At 35.3% G+C, this 21,277-nt stretch carries 16 protein-coding genes, 2 tRNA genes and 1 riboswitch; of the genes, 7 read left to right on the top strand and 11 right to left on the bottom strand.

Annotation, left to right across the window (positions count from 1 at the left end):
• The first annotated feature begins 245 nt into the window (after positions 1 to 245).
• On the top strand, positions 246 to 1,697 hold the full coding sequence (locus tag M4I44_RS15015; RefSeq protein ID WP_249967422.1) for an NAD(P)/FAD-dependent oxidoreductase: 1,452 nt from the start codon (positions 246 to 248) through the stop codon (positions 1,695 to 1,697).
• A 156-nt stretch (positions 1,698 to 1,853) separates the two neighbouring features.
• Here M4I44_RS15015 and M4I44_RS15010 read toward each other — a convergent pair whose 3' ends face one another.
• From M4I44_RS15010 to M4I44_RS14995, 4 genes are all read right to left on the bottom strand, one after another.
• Positions 1,854 to 2,801, bottom strand: a complete 948-nt coding sequence (locus M4I44_RS15010) for a DUF4465 domain-containing protein (RefSeq protein WP_249965210.1) — start codon at positions 2,799 to 2,801, stop codon at positions 1,854 to 1,856.
• Between the two features lie 64 nt (positions 2,802 to 2,865).
• Positions 2,866 to 4,104, bottom strand: coding sequence for a hypothetical protein (locus M4I44_RS15005; protein ID WP_249965209.1), 1,239 nt, complete (start codon positions 4,102 to 4,104; stop codon positions 2,866 to 2,868).
• Positions 4,105 to 4,116: 12 nt separating this feature from the next.
• A complete protein-coding gene (locus M4I44_RS15000; protein WP_249965208.1) occupies positions 4,117 to 5,358 on the bottom strand; it encodes a hypothetical protein in 1,242 nt (413 codons plus the stop codon).
• Positions 5,359 to 5,401: 43 nt separating this feature from the next.
• A complete protein-coding gene (locus M4I44_RS14995; protein ID WP_249965207.1) occupies positions 5,402 to 6,691 on the bottom strand; it encodes a cell surface protein in 1,290 nt (429 codons plus the stop codon).
• Between the two features lie 462 nt (positions 6,692 to 7,153).
• A riboswitch (cobalamin riboswitch) is annotated at positions 7,154 to 7,356 on the bottom strand.
• 281 nt (positions 7,357 to 7,637) lie between these two features.
• Between M4I44_RS14995 and M4I44_RS14990 the strand changes: the two genes are divergently transcribed.
• Positions 7,638 to 7,982: a hypothetical protein gene (locus M4I44_RS14990; RefSeq protein ID WP_017498262.1), complete on the top strand. Its 345-nt coding sequence runs from the start codon at positions 7,638 to 7,640 to the stop codon at positions 7,980 to 7,982.
• A 4-nt stretch (positions 7,983 to 7,986) separates the two neighbouring features.
• Entirely contained in the window at positions 7,987 to 9,105 is a 1,119-nt protein-coding gene (locus tag M4I44_RS14985) for a hypothetical protein (RefSeq protein WP_249965206.1), read from the top strand.
• A 155-nt stretch (positions 9,106 to 9,260) separates the two neighbouring features.
• Here M4I44_RS14985 and kdpA read toward each other — a convergent pair whose 3' ends face one another.
• Together kdpA and M4I44_RS14975 are read right to left on the bottom strand one after the other, a co-directional pair.
• Positions 9,261 to 10,958 carry a potassium-transporting ATPase subunit KdpA gene (kdpA, locus tag M4I44_RS14980; protein WP_249965205.1) on the bottom strand — a complete coding sequence of 566 codons (1,698 nt, stop codon included), beginning with the start codon at positions 10,956 to 10,958 and terminating at the stop codon, positions 9,261 to 9,263.
• A gap of 592 nt (positions 10,959 to 11,550) precedes the next feature.
• Positions 11,551 to 12,738 carry a PQQ-binding-like beta-propeller repeat protein gene (locus M4I44_RS14975; protein WP_249965204.1) on the bottom strand — a complete coding sequence of 396 codons (1,188 nt, stop codon included), beginning with the start codon at positions 12,736 to 12,738 and terminating at the stop codon, positions 11,551 to 11,553.
• 359 nt (positions 12,739 to 13,097) lie between these two features.
• On the opposite strand from M4I44_RS14975, the gene M4I44_RS14970 reads away from it, so the two are divergent.
• A complete protein-coding gene (locus M4I44_RS14970) occupies positions 13,098 to 14,153 on the top strand; it encodes a serine hydrolase (RefSeq protein ID WP_249965203.1) in 1,056 nt (351 codons plus the stop codon).
• Between the two features lie 64 nt (positions 14,154 to 14,217).
• On the top strand, positions 14,218 to 15,015 hold the full coding sequence (locus M4I44_RS14965; protein ID WP_249965202.1) for an alpha/beta fold hydrolase: 798 nt from the start codon (positions 14,218 to 14,220) through the stop codon (positions 15,013 to 15,015).
• A gap of 71 nt (positions 15,016 to 15,086) precedes the next feature.
• Here M4I44_RS14965 and M4I44_RS14960 read toward each other — a convergent pair whose 3' ends face one another.
• The 4 genes from M4I44_RS14960 to M4I44_RS14945 form a co-directional block, all read right to left on the bottom strand.
• The gene (locus M4I44_RS14960) at positions 15,087 to 16,202 is read right to left on the bottom strand and encodes a nuclear transport factor 2 family protein (RefSeq protein ID WP_249965201.1); all 1,116 of its coding nucleotides are present in this window, start codon (positions 16,200 to 16,202) and stop codon (positions 15,087 to 15,089) included.
• A 257-nt stretch (positions 16,203 to 16,459) separates the two neighbouring features.
• The gene (gene deoD, locus M4I44_RS14955; protein ID WP_249965200.1) at positions 16,460 to 17,164 is read right to left on the bottom strand and encodes a purine-nucleoside phosphorylase; all 705 of its coding nucleotides are present in this window, start codon (positions 17,162 to 17,164) and stop codon (positions 16,460 to 16,462) included.
• Positions 17,165 to 17,398: 234 nt separating this feature from the next.
• Positions 17,399 to 17,476: transfer RNA gene (locus M4I44_RS14950), tRNA-Val, on the bottom strand.
• A gap of 136 nt (positions 17,477 to 17,612) precedes the next feature.
• Positions 17,613 to 18,176, bottom strand: a complete 564-nt coding sequence (locus M4I44_RS14945; RefSeq protein WP_089077567.1) for a nucleoside monophosphate kinase — start codon at positions 18,174 to 18,176, stop codon at positions 17,613 to 17,615.
• 501 nt (positions 18,177 to 18,677) lie between these two features.
• Here M4I44_RS14945 and M4I44_RS14940 point away from each other — a divergent pair.
• Positions 18,678 to 18,938: a hypothetical protein gene (locus M4I44_RS14940; RefSeq protein ID WP_249965199.1), complete on the top strand. Its 261-nt coding sequence runs from the start codon at positions 18,678 to 18,680 to the stop codon at positions 18,936 to 18,938.
• Positions 18,939 to 19,129: 191 nt separating this feature from the next.
• Here M4I44_RS14940 and M4I44_RS14935 read toward each other — a convergent pair.
• A tRNA-Val gene (locus tag M4I44_RS14935) sits at positions 19,130 to 19,207 on the bottom strand.
• 263 nt (positions 19,208 to 19,470) lie between these two features.
• Between M4I44_RS14935 and M4I44_RS14930 the strand changes: the two genes are divergently transcribed.
• A complete protein-coding gene (locus M4I44_RS14930) occupies positions 19,471 to 21,261 on the top strand; it encodes an ABC transporter ATP-binding protein (RefSeq protein ID WP_249965198.1) in 1,791 nt (596 codons plus the stop codon).
• The last annotated feature ends 16 nt before the right edge of the window (positions 21,262 to 21,277 follow it).

The raw sequence follows: 21,277 nt of genomic DNA, 5'->3' as shown, positions 1-21,277 counted from the left end.
TTAGTCATTAGAATTTATTCGATAAGGATTAAAAATAATTCAAAAATTAGCAGCCAACAAACACTCACGATACCCTAAACAAAACAGTAACTGCTATGTTATCTTCAATAACTCTTACAATCTCTTTTAGTATCTATAGCTTACTATTTTGCACTAGCCCTCTTTTGTCTTAAATTTGCAGTCTTGTTACAAGCATATCAAAGTTTTCAAATGCTGAAGTGTCTAAATTAGGTAAAAAAGTGGGAATACATACGATCGAAAATGCAGAAAGAAACTGGACTATTTGTCCCGAATGCCAGGGACGTGGTAAAAAAAGCCAAAGACTCAGCAAGAAAGTGCGGCTTCAGTATCAGATAGCGCTGGAAAACTTTGAAAAATCAAAGGACTCAGGAGTTCCTCCTACTCGTCCTAAAGCGCATCTCAATGTTTGTCTCCACTGTGACGGATCGGGATTGATTCCTTCGGAACATCCTACTATGATTGACAAAGAAAACTACCCGCATGTTGCCATAATTGGAGCCGGTATCGGAGGAGTTGCATTGGCTGTTGCTTGTTTGCACCGCGGAATTCCTTTTACTCTTTACGAACGCGATACTAACTTTGATGCCCGATCACAAGGCTATGGACTTACCTTACAACAAGCCAGTAAAGCCATTGAAGGATTTGGTATTTTCTCTTTAGAAGAAAAGGTCATTTCCACCAGGCATTTGGTACATACTCCGGAAGGAAAAGTAATTGGAGAATGGGGGATTCGAAAATGGATTCCATCAGATACCAAAACAGCTCCAAAGAGAACAAATATGCACATTGCGCGACAACATTTGCGTTCAACACTGCTGAAACAACTCGAAGGAAATGATATCGTACAATGGGGACATCAACTCATAGATTTTAAGGAATCAGAAGATCAAAGTATTTCCTTAAACTTTGAAGTAAATGGCAAAATCATAACTACTAAAGCCGATCTTGTGGTTGGAGCTGATGGCATTCGCAGTACGGTACGAAAACTATTAATTGGTGACGAAGTTACTCCTTTGCGTTATCTGGGATGTATTGTGATATTAGGTATTTGTCCGTTAAAGACTCTTGATGGACTTGATCATAATTTGCTCGACTCGGCAACTGTGTTTCAAACCGCTAACGGCAATGAGCGAATTTATATGATGCCTTATACAGAAAATTCTGTAATGTGGCAGCTTAGTTTTCCAATGTCCGAAGACGAAGCTAAAATATTGAGCGCACAAGGACCGAAAGCGTTAAAAGAAGAGGCTTGTCGAAGAACACAATGGCATGCTCCTATTCCGCAAATTTTATCGGCAACTTTAGAGGAGCAAATTTCAGGTTATCCGGTATACGACCGTGAATTACTTCGTCCCGAATTATTAGCAAAAAATAAACGGACCACATTGATTGGGGACGCAGCACATCCGATGAGCCCTTTCAAAGGACAGGGAGCTAATCAGGCATTGTTAGACGCGCTTTCTTTGGCTCGGGGAATCGTAAGAGGATGCAGACCGCTATCCAACTGGAGAGAAGCAGGAATAAGAGAAAGCGTTTTGACTGAGTTTGAATCTGAGATGCTTGTGCGAAGTGCTGCCAAAGTAAAAGGCTCGGCTGAAGCTGCTGAATTCCTTCATTCTGAAATTGTTCTTCACGAAGGTGATGAACCAAGAGGAAGGTGTTTAAAGAATAAATAAGCCAAATCATTTATTGCGTTTTTGTACAGTTTTTTTGTACAGTTTTTTTCTCGCAGATTTTGGAGATCAAGCAGATTTTTCTTTATAGCCCATGTGTTTTAAACTAAAAAAAGGAGCCACTTTTCAATGACTCCTTTTCGATAATAAATTTTAGTATTATTGGATTCTTTTTACAGACAGCTTGTCTAAGCAGAAGTAAGCTGCAGTATTCATTCCGTATACCGGGTGTGAATCTGTTGAAGCCATTTGGAAAACAAGGTATTTTACGTCTCCCAAACCTTGAAGTGCTGTAGCGCTTACATTTATCCATCCTGTTGGCATTACTAAAGAACCTCCTGTGTAATCAGCCAATGATTGTGTAATTGGTGCAGTAATAGTTCCGCTTGAATCTACTCCGTAAATTAACAATTCAAAGTGATCTCCTGAAGAAAATGCCTGAGCAAAACCGTCTCCATACAAACAACCATAATAAGGCCATGGGTGCATGTTGATTTTTAATCCTTTTACATTGTACAATCCTGTATTTCCAATTTTAATCCAGTTAGAGAAACTTGTCTCACTAAAAGTAGTTCCCTGTGGATTTTTAGGATCTGTATAACTTGACCAGTAAGCTACGATGTACGGATCTCCTGTTGTACCCGGAGTACCTGCCGAAATTGTAGAAGAAGTTCCGAAACCACTTCCTGCCATAGTACCCCATTGATTGGCTACCCAACCGTTAGATCCGCCAGTACCTGCTCCCGAACCATAATTTGTAATATCATTTACATTGGATACAATAAAACCATCCCAATAATTGTAACCTGATGATGTTCCGCTATGTGAAAATTTAAATATATCAACGGTTAAGTTGGTACTTGCCACATAGGTATTTTGCCAATACTTCCCGCCTGTTGTTGATGTTCCGCTGGTCAATAAAGAACTTGTCAGGTTAAGCGTAGTAGTTGTTCCTATCGAAGGATCGGTCACTGCACTTTTAGAAGTTGAGCCTGAGCTTTTAATCGCTGCACTGCCGCTTTCGCTATTTAATAGATTTTCATCATTACTACAGGACGAAAGTCCCAGAATCAAACCTACTGTCAAAAAATAAAGTACTTTTTTCATGATTTATAAAAATTTGGATTAATATTCTTGGTTGATTAATAAACAGTTTTATTCCCGCTTTCGATTACTTGCCTGCAGCAAAATTCAAATCTTCTGCCTGTTTGAAGGAGTTCGTAACCAGGTCTAATGCGCCAATCTCTGTAAATGTAGGCACGTATACTTTTACGAAATCTACTCCGGGAAGATGTACTTTATTACCATTACTATCTACAGCCCAGCTAATGTCTATCGAAGGATCTTTGATTCCGCCATAGCCCCATTCAAAAGTTCCAACATTGAATGCTGTACCTTCTCCATCGCTAATATCTTTTGTAGCCAAATTGACTTTTGTTCCTTTTAGTGTGTAAGAATCTCCAAGCCATTGTGGGTAATAATTATAACGTCTCCATTTTTTTGTTCTGGTGATAAAACCTGAAGCCGTTTTATTATTTGCCCATTTAAGATATTCCTTGTCGAATTGCCAGTCGTACTTTCCTGCTACGGCAGCTTTATTTGGATCCGGTTTGTAATATGTCACCTCATAATTCTTAACTGTAGTCGATTTATAATACTCACTTCCGGCTATTTCGTACCACTCATTATCCTCTGCAATTCCATTTTTATTGGCATCATAAGCCACCATAATACTCACAGGAGAAAACTTTGAAGCATTCGAAACTGTATTCATCTGAACTGTAAAATCACGTTTGCCATAAGCATTGATCACCGTATGGTCGAATTTTGTTACGATATAACCGCCAAAAGTTCCCAGATCAACAAGAGATCCATCGGCCAAAATAGCCTGTGCATTCTCTATCGCTTCCGCTTTCGTTGCAAACTCAAAACCGTCATTGTTATAATGCGGAGCAGGTACATAATCAATAATTGAAAGTGCTTTCGAAGTATACGTTTTACCGGTTTCGGCAACTGTAACTTTAGTAGAAGCCTGTTTTACCAACTTATTTAGTGTTACGGTAAAATCTACAGCATAGCTTAGTGCTTTTGGTGCTATAAACTTCAAGGTCTTACTGTCGCCAATAACAGAATCTTTAGCCACTCCGTCTTTTCCGGTTACTTTTAAAGTCCATTTGTATTGGGCAACAGCCCCATTTGCATTTTCAATCGTTACTTCCGGATCAATCGCTACCACATTGTATCGCTCCGTTGTAAAATCTGCCTGCAATTTTATAGTAAGAGTTGGATCTTTAATCGGCTCCGGTTTAGGTTCTTCAATTACAGGCTCCGGCTTTGTATCATCATTACTGCAATTGTAAAAAGAGCAAACAATGGCGAGGTACAAACTATATTTTATAAACTTTTTCATATTCTTCTCTTCTTACTTTTTTAGATTGTATTTTTTAATTATTTGAAGATCTGCAGCTCCCGAGAATCGCGTAGCCATAGACGATTGCTGGTGACAAAGTCCCATTGGTTCGCTGACACAGTTCACTACTTTGATAAAATGAATTCCCGGAAGATTTGCTTTATTTCCATTCTTGTCTACGGCCCAGTCGATATCAATATCAGGGCTTTTGGCATTTACGTATCCCCATTCCGGAGCCTCAAAATTCCACAAAGTAGTTTGCCCCGGACGTACTGCTGCGAAATTTACGTTTAACTTCGTTCCTTCGTAAACAGCTGTATTTTGAGTATCCCAGGCTGGATAATACTCTTTCTTGGTTTTAGACCTTGGCAAAAAGTACGTTTGAGATTGGTTGTTCTCACAATAAAGATGTTCACGATCTAAAAAAGGATCATTTGGACCGCTTACAACTACTTTCTTGCCAGCTGCAGGTTTATAGTAAGTAATTTTAAAATTCTTAACCGTATTTTCTTTAGCATGCTGACTTCCTATGATTTCATACCATTCGTCTTCATCGGGTTTTCCATTGGCATTTTTATCATAAGCAACATAAATTAAACCCGGAGCCGGAGGATTGGCTTTATCCGTTAAATCTGCTCCGTACACTCTAAAGTCTTTTTTTCCTGAAAGATTAACCACCATATGATCAAATCCAACCACAATTGAGCCTCCAAAACCTCCTAAATCAATTGGATATCCTACACTGGTTTCACTTATTCTTCCCAATGCTACCCTCATAACATCTGCTTTCGAAAATCCGTCTTTGTACAAATCATTGGCAAACATTCCGGGTGCCGGATTAAAATCCTGAATACTTGTTATGTAAGGATTGTAATTTTGAGTCTCATTTATCACATTCACTGTGGTGGCGCTTGTGCCTTTTTTATCTCCTTCAGTAACATTTAAGGTTAGTTCATATGCACCGGGATATAAAGCAACAAATCGTAAATCTTTTGTAGTTCCTATAATCGAATCTTTAGTCTGATTCACCGGATTTTTTTTAAGTACCCATTGATAATTTGGATTACTTGTTTCAGCTGAAGCTGTAATATTCAAAACTTTAAAGGTGTTTACTTCAAATTTATCCTGAAGCTTTACTGCTATTGGTACGACGAGTCCTTCTCCGGTGTTGACATCATTTTTATCGTCATCACTGCATCCGGTAAATGCCGCCGCAAAAGCCAATAATAATAAATGGGCAAAGTTTTTTTTCATAATTCCTGATATAATAATTTAGTTTAATACATTTTTGAATGGGTTAACGCGTGGGAATGCTTTCTCCTGAAAGATGCAAATCTGTTGCCCCCATTATTTCTGTCGAAGTTTCTCCTAGCCATCCCGCCTGCTGATTAAGGCCATTGTACACTTTCACAAAATCGATCCCGGGAAGCACTACCTTGTTTCCCTTTTCGTCCACAGCCCAGTTAATATCTATGCCCGAATCATCATCATTGTTCGGAGCATTATCTGCATATCCGTATAAAAAAGCATACTGCACAAAGTAACTTCCCGTTCCGCTTTCATCAACTGCGTTATCGGGCAATCTTGTTCCTTTATAAGTAATAGAAGATTGATCTTTAAGCCATTTTGGCCAGTAATCTAAAGAATGATTGTAGGCATTATTCTGAACCAGATAGCCACTTTTCCCCTGATTGTCTTTCCATAAAATATACTCCATATCGACAAAACCTACTGTACCCGTTGTTCCGCCCGACACCGGAATTTTATTGGGATCAGGTCGGTAATACGTTATTTCATAATGCTGAATCGTTTTAGGCATTTTATGCCCGCCGCCTTCTATCTCGTACCACTGATCGTCCGGAAGCCCGTTTTTATTTTTATCGTAAGCGACCATGATTACACCTGCTTCACTACTTCCGCCACGCATGGTACTGTTTGGATTTGGATTAGCCTCTGCCCAGAAAGCATTGCCCAAAATTCTAAAATCACGTTTACCCTTAACATTAACAATGGTATGATCGAATCCAAAAACAACATAACCACCAAAAGCCCCCAATGAAACCAGATCACCATTTTTCTTGGCCAGATAAGTATTGGCTCTTGATAAAATTCTTTCAGGAGTATCGCCGTCATTCGCAATAGGCAGATCGTTAACAAACTGCCCGGGTGCCGGTTTAAATTCAAATACTTTTGAGATGTAGCTTTTATACTCCTTCGTTTCTTTTGTAACGGTAACGACTACTTTTTGAGTTTGTATACTTCCTTTGTCATTTACAGTAACTGCCAATTCATAAACTCCTGCTTCTGCTGCCACAAATAAAAGTTCCTTTGCTGTAGTAGTACTTAGTGCATAACTTTCTGAAGGTGCTTTTGTAATGGTCCAACTGTAAGTAGCTTCTGTTGTTGCGCTGATTGTTGGATTTAAAGTCATAATTGTAAATCTCTGCATACTAAAAGCTAAATCTGAACTAACAGGTGTCGGATTACTATTTTCATTTGATGCATTATCATCAGAACAATTGGTTAATGAGAGTACTGTAATAAGCAACAATATGGATTGGAAGTTTTTGAAAATATTATGGTACATGTGGTATTGTTTTAGTTGGTAGTGGTAAAAGCAGGAGAAATTGAAGAAATAACAAAAGAAGTTTCAATTAAAGTCTTCAACAGAGCGCAATGTTATCTTTGTAAGCGAACACAATCCCGCATCGCCAAAAGCCCTTGGAATTGTGCTGATTTTTTATTGGAACAGAATTAAAATAAGGGAAGACACCGCCAGATAATGCATTCGGAAAATACCGATTCAACAGTGATTTCCTTTTCAGAAGTGATACTCTCAGAGAGAAAAAGCAACTACACAACACTCCCGACTGAAGCAGAATAGAAGCAAAAACGATAACAATAAATAAGAATTCTCTTTTTGTATTATACATCACTTATTGAATTAAGAAAACTCCGGGATGTATAAATTAAAAACGCAATAAGGAAGAATCCCGTCATAAAAATGACAGGTTTCGTTTATTGTTCTTCAACTTTATTCCACGAAAGTCTTAAACTATGTGATTGTGGCAGGTCTCCTGACTTGTTCCATCTTTAAAACAACCTTCTCATCCCGCACGCGGGACAATGGCATTAGTAACGTTTAAAGACTTGTATAGAACTTACAGTAGCGGGTCTGTTCAGGATTTGCACCTGATTCCCTTTTAACCATTTTTTCTTAAGAAAAAACAGACCAAAATCTGGCGCAAATATATAACTATCTTTTACAATAGCGTAATTCTGAATAAAAAAATGAAATTTTAATAATAATCAATGCGTTACCAAAATTTTAAACTTTTTCCGAAGGTCTATCCAATGGTACCAATTACAGATACATGTTTACTGACTAAACTTCTTTATTTATTTTTAATCTCAATTTTCATAAGTAAAACAATACCCGTAAAAGTTCCTTTTGATCCCTAAATCAGGTATATATACTTGATTTCAGAAGATCCTGACTAGTTACTTTTATAAATAACTAAAACTTAAATATTATGGAAACAGTAAAAATCCCTCAAGGGGTTCAGGTTACACTAAATGTAGCGATAAGTTCTGATGCAATTGTTGGTGCTGCTATTCGTTTAAAAGGTGAGGTAACCACTTACCCAGACAATCAATTTTCAGTAATTCTGGGAGATCTTTCAACACTGCAGAATGAAAAAATGACCGTGCAATCATTATTTCATGTCGATCAAAATATTGACCAAATAATGGCAACTACCCGATTAGATATTGAAGTTTCTTATGGTGACCAAACGCAGAAGCTAACTGTCAAAAAAAGGAAAATATACAATCAGCTTTTTATAGCATTTGCATACGTTCAATTTACAAAACAATAAAGTTATGAAAAACTATTACTTACTAATAATTATAATAATAGGAAACATTTGGAACAGCAGTGCACAGGAAAAAAATGTTCCATTAAGTGAGTTTCCTATGTCTAACTTGACCAGCCCTGCATTTCAATTGCTAGAAGAGACAGTAACAGATATATACACTCCTGAGAATGTAAAAGCATTAGCATTACATGTACAGAACAATTTTGGTGAAAGTATGGCTATAGAAGTAACTCCCTACTTTTTTATTAATACCAAAAGTAAAAAAAGGACCTACGACAGATACATAGGTGTTATGAAAGATAAGGCAACAGGCAACTTAAAACAAAATCCTTTTAGCGGATTAAATACAACTACTCTTTCTTTTGCCTATTTAAAAAAGGATTTTGAAACTATTGCAGGAGACAACAAACGCCAGACCTTTTCTATAGGGGCAAGAACAACATTGTTACGCTTTTTTGATAAAGAAAAAATATATGAAACGAAACAAAATATTCAACGTGTATTAACAGATAAAGCATTAATGATTCCCGAGGAAATACTTCAAATAGTAGATGAAAAAGAACAACAAAAAGCTATAGAAAAATTCTTTTTAGAAGAACAAAAAGTAAGAGATCGCTTAAAACCTTTTGAAAAGATAATCAAACCAATTTTCAAACTGGATGCAGCTGCAGCTTATAGTGAACTTTTCAAGGACAATTCTATAAATGGCGGAACAATTAACCGTTTCGGATCATGGCTAACCGGGGAATTTAATCTGATTTTAAATGAGGATGATGAAGAAAGTTCTACCAATAACTATGCAAATCTTCTGTTTATTGGCCGATATATCGAAGATGGTTTTAATATGGATTCTACTAATGTTTATACCACTAATTATTATAGAGATTTCGGGAGTAAATTAAGTTTTGAATTTGGAAAATTTACCTTAGGATATGAATACATCAAACGAAACGGAACTGTAAAAAGCGAAAGATCTGTAGGTAATATAAGTTTTAGGATAGATAAAAACATAAGTATCACAGGAGCATTTGGAAAGGACTTTCAAAAAGAAGATAACCTTCTGGCGCTTTTTGGAGTAAATTGGGGATTAAATTTTGGCAATTCATCGCCTTCTCTCGAATAGTTGAACCATAAAGAAATAACCTACAAAACACATTGGATGTAATATAAAATTTGAAATCCTATAAAAAAGAAAGCATACTTGTTTTTTCTTTCAATTAACTGATTAGAAACAAGTATGCTTCTATGTCTTATATTAATACAAAAATTACACTACTACTAAATCATTAGCAAATGTTCCTGTACAGGTCCTAATGCAAAAACAATAAACATGGACATCACAGTTAAAATCATAATGACCATAAATAATAAGGTTCCAAAAATACCCGAATCAACTCTCAAAGTGCCCAGCGAAGGAACTACGGCTTTTTTAGCACTTAAATAACCAATGATTAAAAATGCTCCAATCATCGGAATAAAGCGACCGGCCAGCATCGTAACTGAGGTGGTTAAATTCCAGAAAGGAGTGTTATCAGCCAGACCTTCAAACCCACTTCCGTTTCCCGCCATCGAAGACACATACTCATAAACTATGGTGGTAAAACCGTGTGGTCCTGTGTTACTCAGCCACTCAACAGCTTCCGGAACATACAAATAAACATGAACTGCAATTGCGGAAAAAAGTAACGGAATCGCCAAAGCGCAAAGGTTTACCAAAACTGCTACCTGAACTTCCTTAATCGAGATTTTCCTACCAAACAACTCAGGAGTTCTTCCTACCATCAGTGAACCGATAAAAGTGGCTATAATCAGGTAAATAAACATATTGATCCATCCGGTACCCAGCCCTCCAAAAAACGCATCTACCTGCATTCCTATAAACATCCCTATCGAAGACAACGGCATATAACTATCGTGCATACCTGTTATGGTACCAGCCGGGATTATCATATTAACCGCGCTGTAAAAAGAGGAATAATACGTTCCAAAACGCACCTCTTTACCCTCCATATTGGCTGGTGATGAGTCGATTCCCATTGCGCTAAGTTTGGGATTACCGGACATTTCACCACAGATTAAGGGAATACAAGTTACAACAAACCCCATCAACATCACTCCCAAAAGCATTCTTGAAAATTTTTTATTGTTGAGATACCTGCCTACGAAAATGATAAAAGACATCGGCAAAAGCCAAACGATAATGGTATGAATGATATAGGTAAAAAAGTTAGGATTTTCAAATGGATGCGCACAGTTGGTTCCAAAAAAGCCACCGCCATTAGATCCTAATTCTTTGATCGGAAGAAAAGCTGCTACAGGTCCTGTTGACACCACTACCTCCCTGCCTTCAGCCGAGGAAATTTTCTCAGGCTCGTCAAATGTCATTGGCACGCCGTTAAACAAAAAAAAAGTTGCGGTAATTATACTTAACGGCAACAGTATACGAGTAGATGATTTTACAAAATCGCTATAAAAATTTCCTAATCCTTGTATCGATTGAGCAGCAAGTCCCCTGACTATTGCTACACCCGCACAAAGACTTGTGGCCGCACTTAAAAACTGTAAAAGCATAAACACGCCTACCTGTGCAAAATAACTCGCTCCTGTCTCTTCTGAATAGTGCTGCAAGTTGGTACTGGTCAAAAAACTAATTGTCGAATTTAACGCCAATGTCCACTCCATACTGTCGATACCAGCCGGGTTTAAAAATAGTTTTCCCTGGAGCAATAAAATAACAAATCCCCAGAGGAACCATATGAACTGCACAGATAACAATACTTTTAAATATGTTTTCCAATTCATTTGAACCGTGGGGTCAATTTTACAAAACCGGTATATCAATCGGTCTAATGGATTAATGAAGTCTGTTATGCTTTTTTCATTTGCATATATCTTTTTCATTTCCCGACCTACGATGACCGACAGCAAAATAACAGTAAGAAGAATACCAAGTGAAACTATTAGTTGAGTTAACATATTTTTTAAGATTGAGGTTCTTTGCGAAAGCACCAACAACTAGTCCATACGAACAATAAAAATGTTAATCCCTGATTTACAACCAAAAGCACTTGTAGGAAATACCACGACCTTATCATTTTGATACGATTACACTATCATTTTGATACTATTTCCTTTTTATTCCTGAAAAATCTAAAGGAATAGGAAGCTAAAAATCAAATAATTAATTAGAAAATGCTTTTTACGGCACATCATTTGCATAAAAACACAAAAAGTAAATCCGTTTACTTTTATCAAACTTAATTTCCAAAGCCATGAAGAGACATAAAAAAATGCCGGTTACTTTAAAATTTTTAAGCAAGCTACTAAAGAGCGAAGACAAAAAAACAAAATCATACTTACGATACAGATTATTTTTATAACCATTATAACGATTATGGTGTATCAAAGAATTATGACATAGAAATGTATGGCAAAAAAACGAATCAGCTTACACAACGCTCTTCACCTTCAGGTAAATAAGTCCGAAATAGTAATAATAAACAACTTATCACTCCCTGAATAAAGCGACACAGAATAAAACCTGAAGAAAACTGATGCGTTTTTTTGCTTATCGAATCAATTTTAAAAATGCACTATACACATCATCTTTAATTGAGGTTCGCAAATAGACTTCGTTTTCGTCTTTGGTTTTATATTCAAACTGAATCAAAGCCGCATCAGAATAATAAAAAAAGTAATCATCACCCAAGAATTCAAGATTTGAAATAGGTCTCGTTGATAATTTGTATTCAAATGCAATTTCACCATTTGTAATGTCCAATTGAAAAAGCTTACTTTTACGAGTGTAGCCCCAAATATTATCACTTTCTTCGACCATATACTCAACATTATCGCCTTTAAAATCCCTTTTCCAAATTTCAGTTCCTGTTTTTGAATCTACAGCGTATATCGAAGAAACTTCGGGTCCTTGTGCGGCGAAATATAGCTTCTTGTCTTTGCAAAATATACGTTCCTTAATATTGTTCTGAGTTTCCTCCAATTTAAACTGCCACAAAACATCTAATTTATCAGGATTTAGAGCAAAAACTACATTTTTTTCATTTGCGGTAAATATATTTTCTCCATCGGTTACCAGTTTTCCGCGCATGGCTTCTTCAAAGCTCTTTTGAACAAGAAGTTTTCCTGTATTGGCTTCAAAACTATAAACAGAAGTTCCGCTTTGAATAAAAACTTTGTTATTGAATAAAAGAACCGGACTTTCATTATTTTCAACATCCAGTTTATGATTCCATAATAAACCACCAGTCTTTATATCAAGTGCATAAAGGTTCCCGTTTTGGGAGGTTACGAATAATTTTCCCTCATTTATAACCGGAATCTGATTTTTCAGGATGATCTGATCTGTGCTATTCCCCAGTCTTGATTTCCAAAAAACAGCACCACTCTGATTATCAATGGCAAAAATTTCTCCGTTAATAAAAGGAACATACACTACTCCGTCCTGTAATGTGATAGCATTTGCACACAACTCCGTAAAGGAATCTGTTGCTTTTACGGTCCAGTTCATTTTTTCGGACTCTAAATTGAAGGAAAAAAGAGAACCGTCGTAATCGTAAATCAATATCGACTCTTTATCCAATGCAACTTTCGCCAACGGTTTTAGCACTTTATGAGTAACCTTATCATTAATATTACCTGCAGCTTCCATTTTAACCGGTGCTGAAACGGTTGGTACTTGTCCAAACATATTGGTAACGGCACATGCAAATAAAAGAGTAATTATATTTTTTTTCATTTTTAGATTTGGGGTTAAATGAACTGATTTTTTTTATCAAGACGAAATTGCGTTTTAAGTGATTCCATGCTTGATAAATGCTTAAAATTATTACGGTACTAATATAGAAACAATTTTCACTGCTAGATCAATATTCCAGAAATAACAGCTAAAAAAACTTCTTAAGGAATTAAGGATACTTTTATAGTTCTAACAAACCTGTATACAAGCCATTTCTCCCATGGTTTAAAGAAAATTTCAGCCAAACAATGACGAGAAACATTTAAAGTTTATTTTTCAAATCAACCAAATCATTTACTCTAATAATTCTTACATTCGCTCAGGGAAAAGTCTATTGATATCCACTAATAAACAATTTAATGAACCAAACTTTTACACTCTTCAAAATCCTCTTTTTAGTACTTTTTATTAGCTGCAACAATTACGCACAACAAAAAGACGACTTTTCTTCAAAAATTGACAGTCTAATACAAACCACAAACCCAAGAAATTTTAACGGAGTTGTTGTTATTAAACAAAACGGAAAAATAAAATATGCAAAAGCACATGGTTATTCTGATTTCAACAAGAAAACAGAACTGAAAATTTCTGATAAATTTTCAACAATGTCAATTGCCAAACAAATTACGGCTACACTTATCTTACAAGAAGTAGAAAAAGGAACAATCAATTTAGAAACCCCTATTCGCAAATATTTACCGGAATTAAAATATTCGTGGGCAGATACCATCACTGTTAATCAATTGCTCAACAATACTTCGGGATTAAGCAGTGAAGACATAGACAAACCTCTTAAATTTACTCCGGGAGCTGCTTTTAATTATTCTAATATTGGCTATTATGTAGCGGGACAAGTTTTGGAAAAACAAAGTCATAAAAGTTTTGAAGAGTTAGTAACTGCCTTGTTTAAAAAGTGTGGGATGACCAACAGTTACTACCCCAATGAGACAAACAATACATTTTTAACAAAAGGGCACTCCGTAAAAAAGGAGGGTAGTATTAAACTGAACGAACAATTAAATTTTGATATTCATAATTATTTTGGCAGTCATTTAATTGTTTCGGTTCCTGACTTAGCAAAATGGAATGAATGTCTGCACTCAGGTAAACTATTAAAACCAACTACTTATAAAATGATGATTGCTTATTCAATCACCAATACACATCCGCTTTTAGGTGATAAACCAATTGGTTATGGTTATGGATTGCGAATAAATGATAAAACCAATATTATGGAAATCGGACATACAGGTTTTCATCCCAGTGAAGGATTTACAGCGGTCAATTTATACTATCCAAAAACCAAAACCAGCGTTATTGTTATGGAAAATCAAGCATTTGAAAATTTTAGTATTGCTTATTATTTTGAACAGGAAATTAGAAAAATTATTAGAGGAAGTAATCTGTTGAATTAAAACTCAAATTTATAAAAACCTTATGCGTAAAAGAAATTCAAAACAAATTCTCACAATACTTTTTTTGACTTTAAGTATAAACTTCTCCTTTGCACAAAGAAAAGAGTTCCGGGAAACCACCGTTGATAGTCTAACTTTCGTAAATAACCGAAAAGCACTGAACAGTCTCGATACCGATAGCTTCCTAAAAAGAATATTTACTAAAGATAATGTACAAATTCCTTACAGATTTCTAACGCCAAAGGATAATAGCAATCGCCAAAAATACCCTTTGGTCATTACTTTCCACAACTCTACCCGAATTGGAAATGATAATGAAAACCAGCTGGAACCATTCGCGAAAATTTGGCTGAGACCTGAAATTTACACTAAATATCAATGTTATGTAATCGCACCACAATTCAGCGAGCGTTCTTCAAATTATGAAAAGAATAGTGATGGAATTCAAATTTCAAAACCTTCTGCAACTGTTTTTGCCTTACTCGAATTAATTCAAAATATCGAAAAAGAATACCCAAACATCGATAAAAACAAGATTTACTTAATTGGATATTCTATGGGGGGATCGACTGCGCAAAATCTACTCAATATCGCTCCAGACAAATTTGCCGGTATGGTTTCCGTAGCAGCAGTTCCTGATTTTTCCAATCTCAAAAAATTAAGCCAGAAGAACATCTGGCTTATTCATGGAAAAAAAGACGATGACAATCCTTATATTGGAAGTGTTGAATTGTTTGCAAAATTATCCTCTAACAAGAATTTGACTTTTACCACTTTGAATAATTTAAATCATAACAACATTGTGATTCCGTTTTTACTAACCGAAGAGATTCCAAAATGGTTATTCGAAAAGCATAAGTAAATCGTATTTTGATGGATTTAGAACTTGATATTCTTTCCTTAAATGTCTGTGCTGACCGTTGATAAATCCTCTTATTTGTTTTTCTCCATCCATTCAATAATTTTTAAGGCAACACCATTTGAGGATTGAAAATTTTGTCCTGTAATGATACGGCCATCTTGTTCCACATAAGATTCATTTCTCTTTGAAAATTTAAAATCTCCCCCCCTTTCTTCTATTGTCTTCTGAATTAAAAATGGAAAGTGCTTAAAATATTCGCCATCTTGTTTTTCGAAAGAGTCAGGATAACCGCTTATTTTTTTTCCATTCACTAAGAATTTACCATTTTTAGTTTTCAGGTTAACAATACCAGCTGTTCCGTGACATACCGAAGAAATAATGCCATTATTATCTTCGTACACTTGCATCGCAATACGTTGAATATCTAAACTTTCAGGAACATCATACATAGCACTTCCACCGCCGATATAATGAACAGCTTTATAGTTTTTATAATCAATTTCTTTAGGACTTACGGTATGTTTTATGGCGTACATAAAATCCTGATCATATAAGTATTGCTTTTGTAAATTGTCAGAGGTATTAATATAAGCCAAAGGAATACTGCCACCCTTTGGACTCACAAAATCGACAGTATAACCTGCACGAATAAAAGTATCATAAGCATTTACGATCTCAGCGAAACTATTACCTGTTGAAATGGTAGAATTTCCGTAATAATGTGCGTTAGAAACAATAAATAAAATCCTTTTTCCAGATTTATTAGTTGCTTTACTGCTGGCCGCTTTGCTGATTATTTTCCATTCGCCCTGAATTTTTTTCAGCAAAAACATATCCATAAATTCTTGTTTTTTTTCTGCAATGATAATTTCAGCCTTTGCAATAGCAATATCATTAAAAAATTCCACAGAAACAACTCTGCCTACGCGACCGTTAAATTCACCTTTCTTACCTTTTTGAAACCAGGCGACATATTCCGAAGCCGGAACGATCCATAAGGGTTTGTCTTTGTGACTTAAAAAAAGACTGGCTTCAGAATAAAAAGCCTTACTAATACTGTCAGGCTGATTGTAAGATGTACCCTCAATATAGTTTTGAATGCAATTCTGAATTAAAGATTGTTCTGATTGCGAAAAAGATAAATTGGATACTAATGCAAATAAGACTAAAAGAAAAACTCTCTTCATAAACTTGGATTTTAATGGTTTTAAAATATTGCTCAAAACTATACTCATTGCATCTTAAAACGTTCCGGATTTATAATAACGGACTCCAATTTTATACTTTTAGGAGTAAAAATGATTCTTATTGCTAAATGGTTTCAAAAAAAATCGGGCATAAAAAAACTCCTTAATGTCTTAAGGAGTTTCTTGATGGAAGATGATGAATTAAAATAAAACCTATATATTAAGCTATTTCAATTCTTTTATTTTTTTCGATCTGTTTAGGCTAACTGCAATGCGAATTCTATCATTTCTTTAAAAGAATTTTGTCTGTCATCTGCTGATAGAGCCTCCTTTTTAAGAATATGATCCGATACCGTTAAAATAGCCAAAGCCTTTTTTCTATATTTAGCAGCTATAGAATACAACGCAGCTGTTTCCATGTCAACAGCCAAAACGCCGTAGGTTTTCCAATTTAAAAAAGGATCGCCTAAATGGCTTTCAGTATAGAAAAAATCAGATGTCAATACTGACCCTGTATGAGCTTTTATCTTATTTTGCTCTGCAATATCATAGGCCTTTTTTAATAATTCAAAATTCGCCGTCGGAGCAAAATCATTGCCGTTAAATTTAAATTTATTCATCCCGGAATCTGTGCACGCACTCATGGCTAAAACAATATCCATCATATTTACATCATCCTGGATAGAACCACAAGACCCCACTCTCACCAACGTCTCTACACCATACTCTTCGATTAATTCTGTAATATAGATAGAAATTGATGGCATCCCCATACCTGTGCCCTGTACACTAATTCTCTTACCATTATAAAAACCGGTATATCCTAACATTCCTCTAACCTCATTATAGCATATAACGTCTGTTAAAAACGTTTCCGCTATCAGCTTTGCTCTTTTTGGATCACCAGGAAGTAAAACGAAATCTGCTATATCACCCTTTTTTGCGTTATTATGTGCACTCATATTATTATTTTTTAGATTTATAAACTATATTTTTCTCCTCTAAATTACTTGATTTAGATACTATTTCAAGCATAATTCTATAACGGATTTTAATGAAAATCAAAGTGATATGAATAAAAACTAATTTGGAATTGTTCTTGCTTTCGCTTCATAAATCCCTGACAACACCTTAATAGAGGTCCCATAAAACAAAAAACCTCCAAAATCAAATGATTTTGAAGGTGTCTTAAAAAGTGGTGGGCGATGAGGGGTTCGAACCCCCGACCCCCTCGGTGTAAACGAGGTGCTCTGAACCAGCTGAGCTAATCGCCCTATTTTATTAGGTTGCTATCATTTCGTGATTGCGAGTGCAAATATACAGCTAGATTTTGTATTTGCAAGCATTTTTCGAAAAAAAAATCAACTAATTTTAACTCAATACACCTACTCGCTTCATAGTCAATACCTTTTATAAACTATTTTTTATTCGTTCTGTTATTTCGTCAATTGCTCCTAGGCCATCAAAAGTCAAAACTTTAATTTTAGACTTCATATATTCGATTGCAGGCCGGGTCAAAGTTTCAAAAACTTTAATTCTCTTCAGATGAATTTCAACATCTTTATCGTCTTTTCGATTAGACGTTTCGGCTCTTTTTTGTGCTCTTTTTAAAAGTTCTTCTTTTGGAACTTCTATATTAATTACCTTATCTATTTCCATATTCTTGGATGCAACAAGTTCCATCAAATCGTTAACCTGAGGTTCAGTTCTCGGATAACCATCCAAAATAATCCCTTTAGCTGAACTGTTTTCATCCAGAATTTTACTAAAAAGATCTTTCATAATGGAATCAGGCACTAAGTCTCCTTTTTCCTCATATTGAGACATTATTTTTCCAATCTCTGTTTTATTCTGTTTTTCCAGGCGACATCGGTCTCCAGTTGAAATATGCTTGAACTTAAGTTCTTCTTTTAAAATTTCACATTGAGTACCTTTCCCTGAGTACGGAGGCCCCATTATTACTAATATTTCCATTTATGTGGTGTTTTTATTCTTCTTTATTATCTTCAAAAATTTGAATGAGTTATTTTGTTTTTATTTGCATGACATTACAAATTTACAGGAAATGCAAATTAATTACTTTACAGACCTTCTCGATAAAGAACCAAACTAAGTCTATATTCACTTTATAGCAAAATAACACCTTCTATTTTGTTTAAACAATATAACTAATTTCAGCTTTAAAAACACTATTTTAAATTAATTTAGTCGTAAACTTAAAATAACTATCTGTAAATGGAATTAACTATTAGAAATTATACTATTGCTCAAAAATCTGAAAAATTTGACATTCTAGTACCATGTGATAGTTCAGTTGAACTAAAGTTTTCCTACGTAGATTTCGAAACTAAAGAAAACCCTAAAAAAAAAACTAACAGTAAAGTTCGCCCTCAATCAAGCTAACGATGAATTAAGTGAGTTTAATTTCGTTTACTTCAAGAACACTGATCTTATTTTCTTTAGATGTACCTATCAATGGGGAATTATAGATTTCAAAACAAAACAACTAAAAAAAATATCATTGACGAGTCTTTGGATTTTCCTTTTTTTTACTTGCATGATAATTGTATCCTAGTAACTGATGATTCTTTTGCGGAAACCATAACTTTTGATGGAGAAACAATTGATAAGATCAGTAATGAACAGCCTCATGAAATGAACGAACATGAAGATTACTTTGAATTTGACATTATAGGAATTGAGAAAAGAAAACTAAGTAAATTACATAAAAGATAGACTATCGATAAAATTCTTAGTTTCTCTAAAGTCGTATATAGATTTTTTCTTGTTCAGATTATCTAATCTTTTTGCTTAATCCCCAACTCTTGAACCTGATCCATTTTAATTCTGCTTTTCCAGGATTAATTCCATAAAAAACTACAAAATAAAAAACCTACAAAATCAACTGACTTTGAAGGTGGTATTATTGGTGGGCGATGAGGGGTTCGAACCCCCGACCCCCTCGGTGTAAACGAGGTGCTCTGAACCAGCTGAGCTAATCGCCCTATTTTACTAGGTTGCTATCGTTTGTGATTGCGAGTGCAAACTTACGACTAGATTTTGTATTTACAAGCTTATTTTGAAGAAAAATTACATCATTTTGCGAAATAATTTTTAGTAATCTATTTATCAATCTTTTAAAACAAAAATATTTTTCATCATTTTTTGCCATTTAGTTAAAAAACGAAATCTCAAAGCCTAATTTCGAATATTCTTTTGTATTCACTGGCTATAATCATACATTTGCATACCTTAATAGTATACTCAAATGCCTAGATATCAAGAAAACGATTTACCTAAAGCTAAATTAGACTCTAATTCACTTCAAAAAGCACTACGAATTTTTAAATACGGTAAAAATCACAAATGGAAATTCTTTCTGGGATTGATTTTTCTCTTATTAACCAGCGCCACTGCCCTGGCCTTTCCGAAATTAATGGGTATGCTCGTGGATTGCGTTACCAATAAAAATCTCAACAGAGCCAATGAAATTGCAGTTGGACTTATGGTGATCCTTACACTGCAAGCTATTTTCTCTTTTTTCAGAATTTCGCTTTTTGTAAATTTTACCGAAAATTCACTTTCAAACATCCGTTTTGCTTTGTATGAAAACTTAGTAAAATTACCGATGTCATTTTATTCTCAAAAACGTGTTGGAGAACTAAACAGCCGAATCAGCGCTGATATTTCACAACTACAAGACACTTTCACTACGACCATTGCTGAATTTTTACGTCAGTTGATCCTAATTATTGGCGGATTTGTTATTTTAGGTAACATCAGTCCAAAGTTAACTTTAATGATGTTGGCCATTGTACCTGTTGTTGCTGTAGCGGCAGTTGTTTTTGGAAGATTTATTCGCAAATACGGAAAGAAAACACAGGATAAAGTAGCCGAAAGTCAAGTAATTGTAGAAGAAACACTGCAAGGAATAAGCAATGTAAAGGCTTTTGCGAACGAATGGTACGAAATTCAGCGTTATAAAAATAAAATCAAAGAAATTGTAAAAATCGCTATTAAAGGTGGTCAATACAGAGGTTACTTCGCTTCTTTTATCATTCTTTGTCTTTTTGGCTGTGTGGTTGCTGTGGTTTGGTACGGAATCACCTTAACCATTAAAGGCGAAGTGGAAGGTGTAGGAGATTTAATTTCTTTTGTACTTTACACCACTTTTATCGGTGCTTCTTTTGGCGGAATTGCCGAAATGTATGCGCAAATCCAAAAAGCAGTTGGAGCAACGGAACGTGTTTTTGAATTACTAGAAGAAACTCCGGAGGATATCAATGCCAAAACAAGAACTACCCCAATTGAAAAAATCAAAGGAAATCTTTCCTTCAAAAATGTTGCTTTCAGTTATCCTTCCAGAAAAGAAGCTGAGGTGTTAAAAGATGTAAATTTCACTGCCGGATTTGGTCAGAAAATTGCGATTGTCGGGCCTAGTGGTGCCGGAAAATCGACTATTTCCTCGCTCCTTTTACGCTTTTACGACAGAACATCAGGTGATATTATCGTTGATGGAAAAAGTATCTATGACTACGATTTAGAAGAGCTTCGCGGAAATATGAGTATCGTTCCTCAGGATGTTATTCTGTTTGGCGGAACTATTAGAGAAAACATTGCTTACGGAAAACCGGATGCTACCAATGAAGAAATTATAGCCGCGGCAAAACAAGCCAATGCTTTTAACTTTGTGGAAGGTTTCCCTGAAAAATTTGAAACCCTGGTAGGAGAACGTGGTGTAAAATTATCGGGCGGACAGCGTCAGCGTATTGCAATCGCAAGAGCATTGCTTAAAAACCCAAGTATCTTAATATTAGATGAAGCAACATCCTCTTTAGATAGTGAGAGTGAAAAACTGGTTCAGGAAGCATTGGAAGTTTTAATGGAAGGAAGAACAAGCATCATTATCGCACACCGACTTTCGACTATTAGAAATGCCGATAAAATTCTGGTTTTAGATCATGGAAGAATTACTGAAGAAGGTACACATCAGGAATTAATCAACCTAGAGAACGGAACTTATAAAAACTTAAGTAACCTTCAATTCAGTAACTCCTAATCAGAATGTAAGCAGT

The organism is Flavobacterium sp. B183 (assembly GCF_023539155.1).
Taxonomy (GTDB): Bacteria; Bacteroidota; Bacteroidia; order Flavobacteriales; family Flavobacteriaceae; genus Flavobacterium; species Flavobacterium tructae.
The sequence above is the reverse complement of the archived record's forward strand: the minus strand, read 5'-3'. Positions and strand labels throughout refer to the sequence as shown.

Coding starts and splice junctions, on each gene's coding strand:
- M4I44_RS15010 (WP_249965210.1), bottom strand. CDS start 2,801: ATGAAAAAAGTACTTTATTTTTTGACAGTAGGTTTGATTCTGGGACTT.
- M4I44_RS15005 (WP_249965209.1), bottom strand. CDS start 4,104: ATGAAAAAGTTTATAAAATATAGTTTGTACCTCGCCATTGTTTGCTCT.
- M4I44_RS15000 (WP_249965208.1), bottom strand. CDS start 5,358: ATGAAAAAAAACTTTGCCCATTTATTATTATTGGCTTTTGCGGCGGCA.
- M4I44_RS14995 (WP_249965207.1), bottom strand. CDS start 6,691: ATGTACCATAATATTTTCAAAAACTTCCAATCCATATTGTTGCTTATT.
- M4I44_RS14990 (WP_017498262.1), top strand. CDS start 7,638: ATGGAAACAGTAAAAATCCCTCAAGGGGTTCAGGTTACACTAAATGTA.
- M4I44_RS14985 (WP_249965206.1), top strand. CDS start 7,987: ATGAAAAACTATTACTTACTAATAATTATAATAATAGGAAACATTTGG.
- kdpA (WP_249965205.1), bottom strand. CDS start 10,958: ATGTTAACTCAACTAATAGTTTCACTTGGTATTCTTCTTACTGTTATT.
- M4I44_RS14975 (WP_249965204.1), bottom strand. CDS start 12,738: ATGAAAAAAAATATAATTACTCTTTTATTTGCATGTGCCGTTACCAAT.
- M4I44_RS14970 (WP_249965203.1), top strand. CDS start 13,098: ATGAACCAAACTTTTACACTCTTCAAAATCCTCTTTTTAGTACTTTTT.
- M4I44_RS14960 (WP_249965201.1), bottom strand. CDS start 16,202: ATGAAGAGAGTTTTTCTTTTAGTCTTATTTGCATTAGTATCCAATTTA.
- deoD (WP_249965200.1), bottom strand. CDS start 17,164: ATGAGTGCACATAATAACGCAAAAAAGGGTGATATAGCAGATTTCGTT.
- M4I44_RS14945 (WP_089077567.1), bottom strand. CDS start 18,176: ATGGAAATATTAGTAATAATGGGGCCTCCGTACTCAGGGAAAGGTACT.
- M4I44_RS14940 (WP_249965199.1), top strand. CDS start 18,678: ATGGGGAATTATAGATTTCAAAACAAAACAACTAAAAAAAATATCATT.
- M4I44_RS14930 (WP_249965198.1), top strand. CDS start 19,471: ATGCCTAGATATCAAGAAAACGATTTACCTAAAGCTAAATTAGACTCT.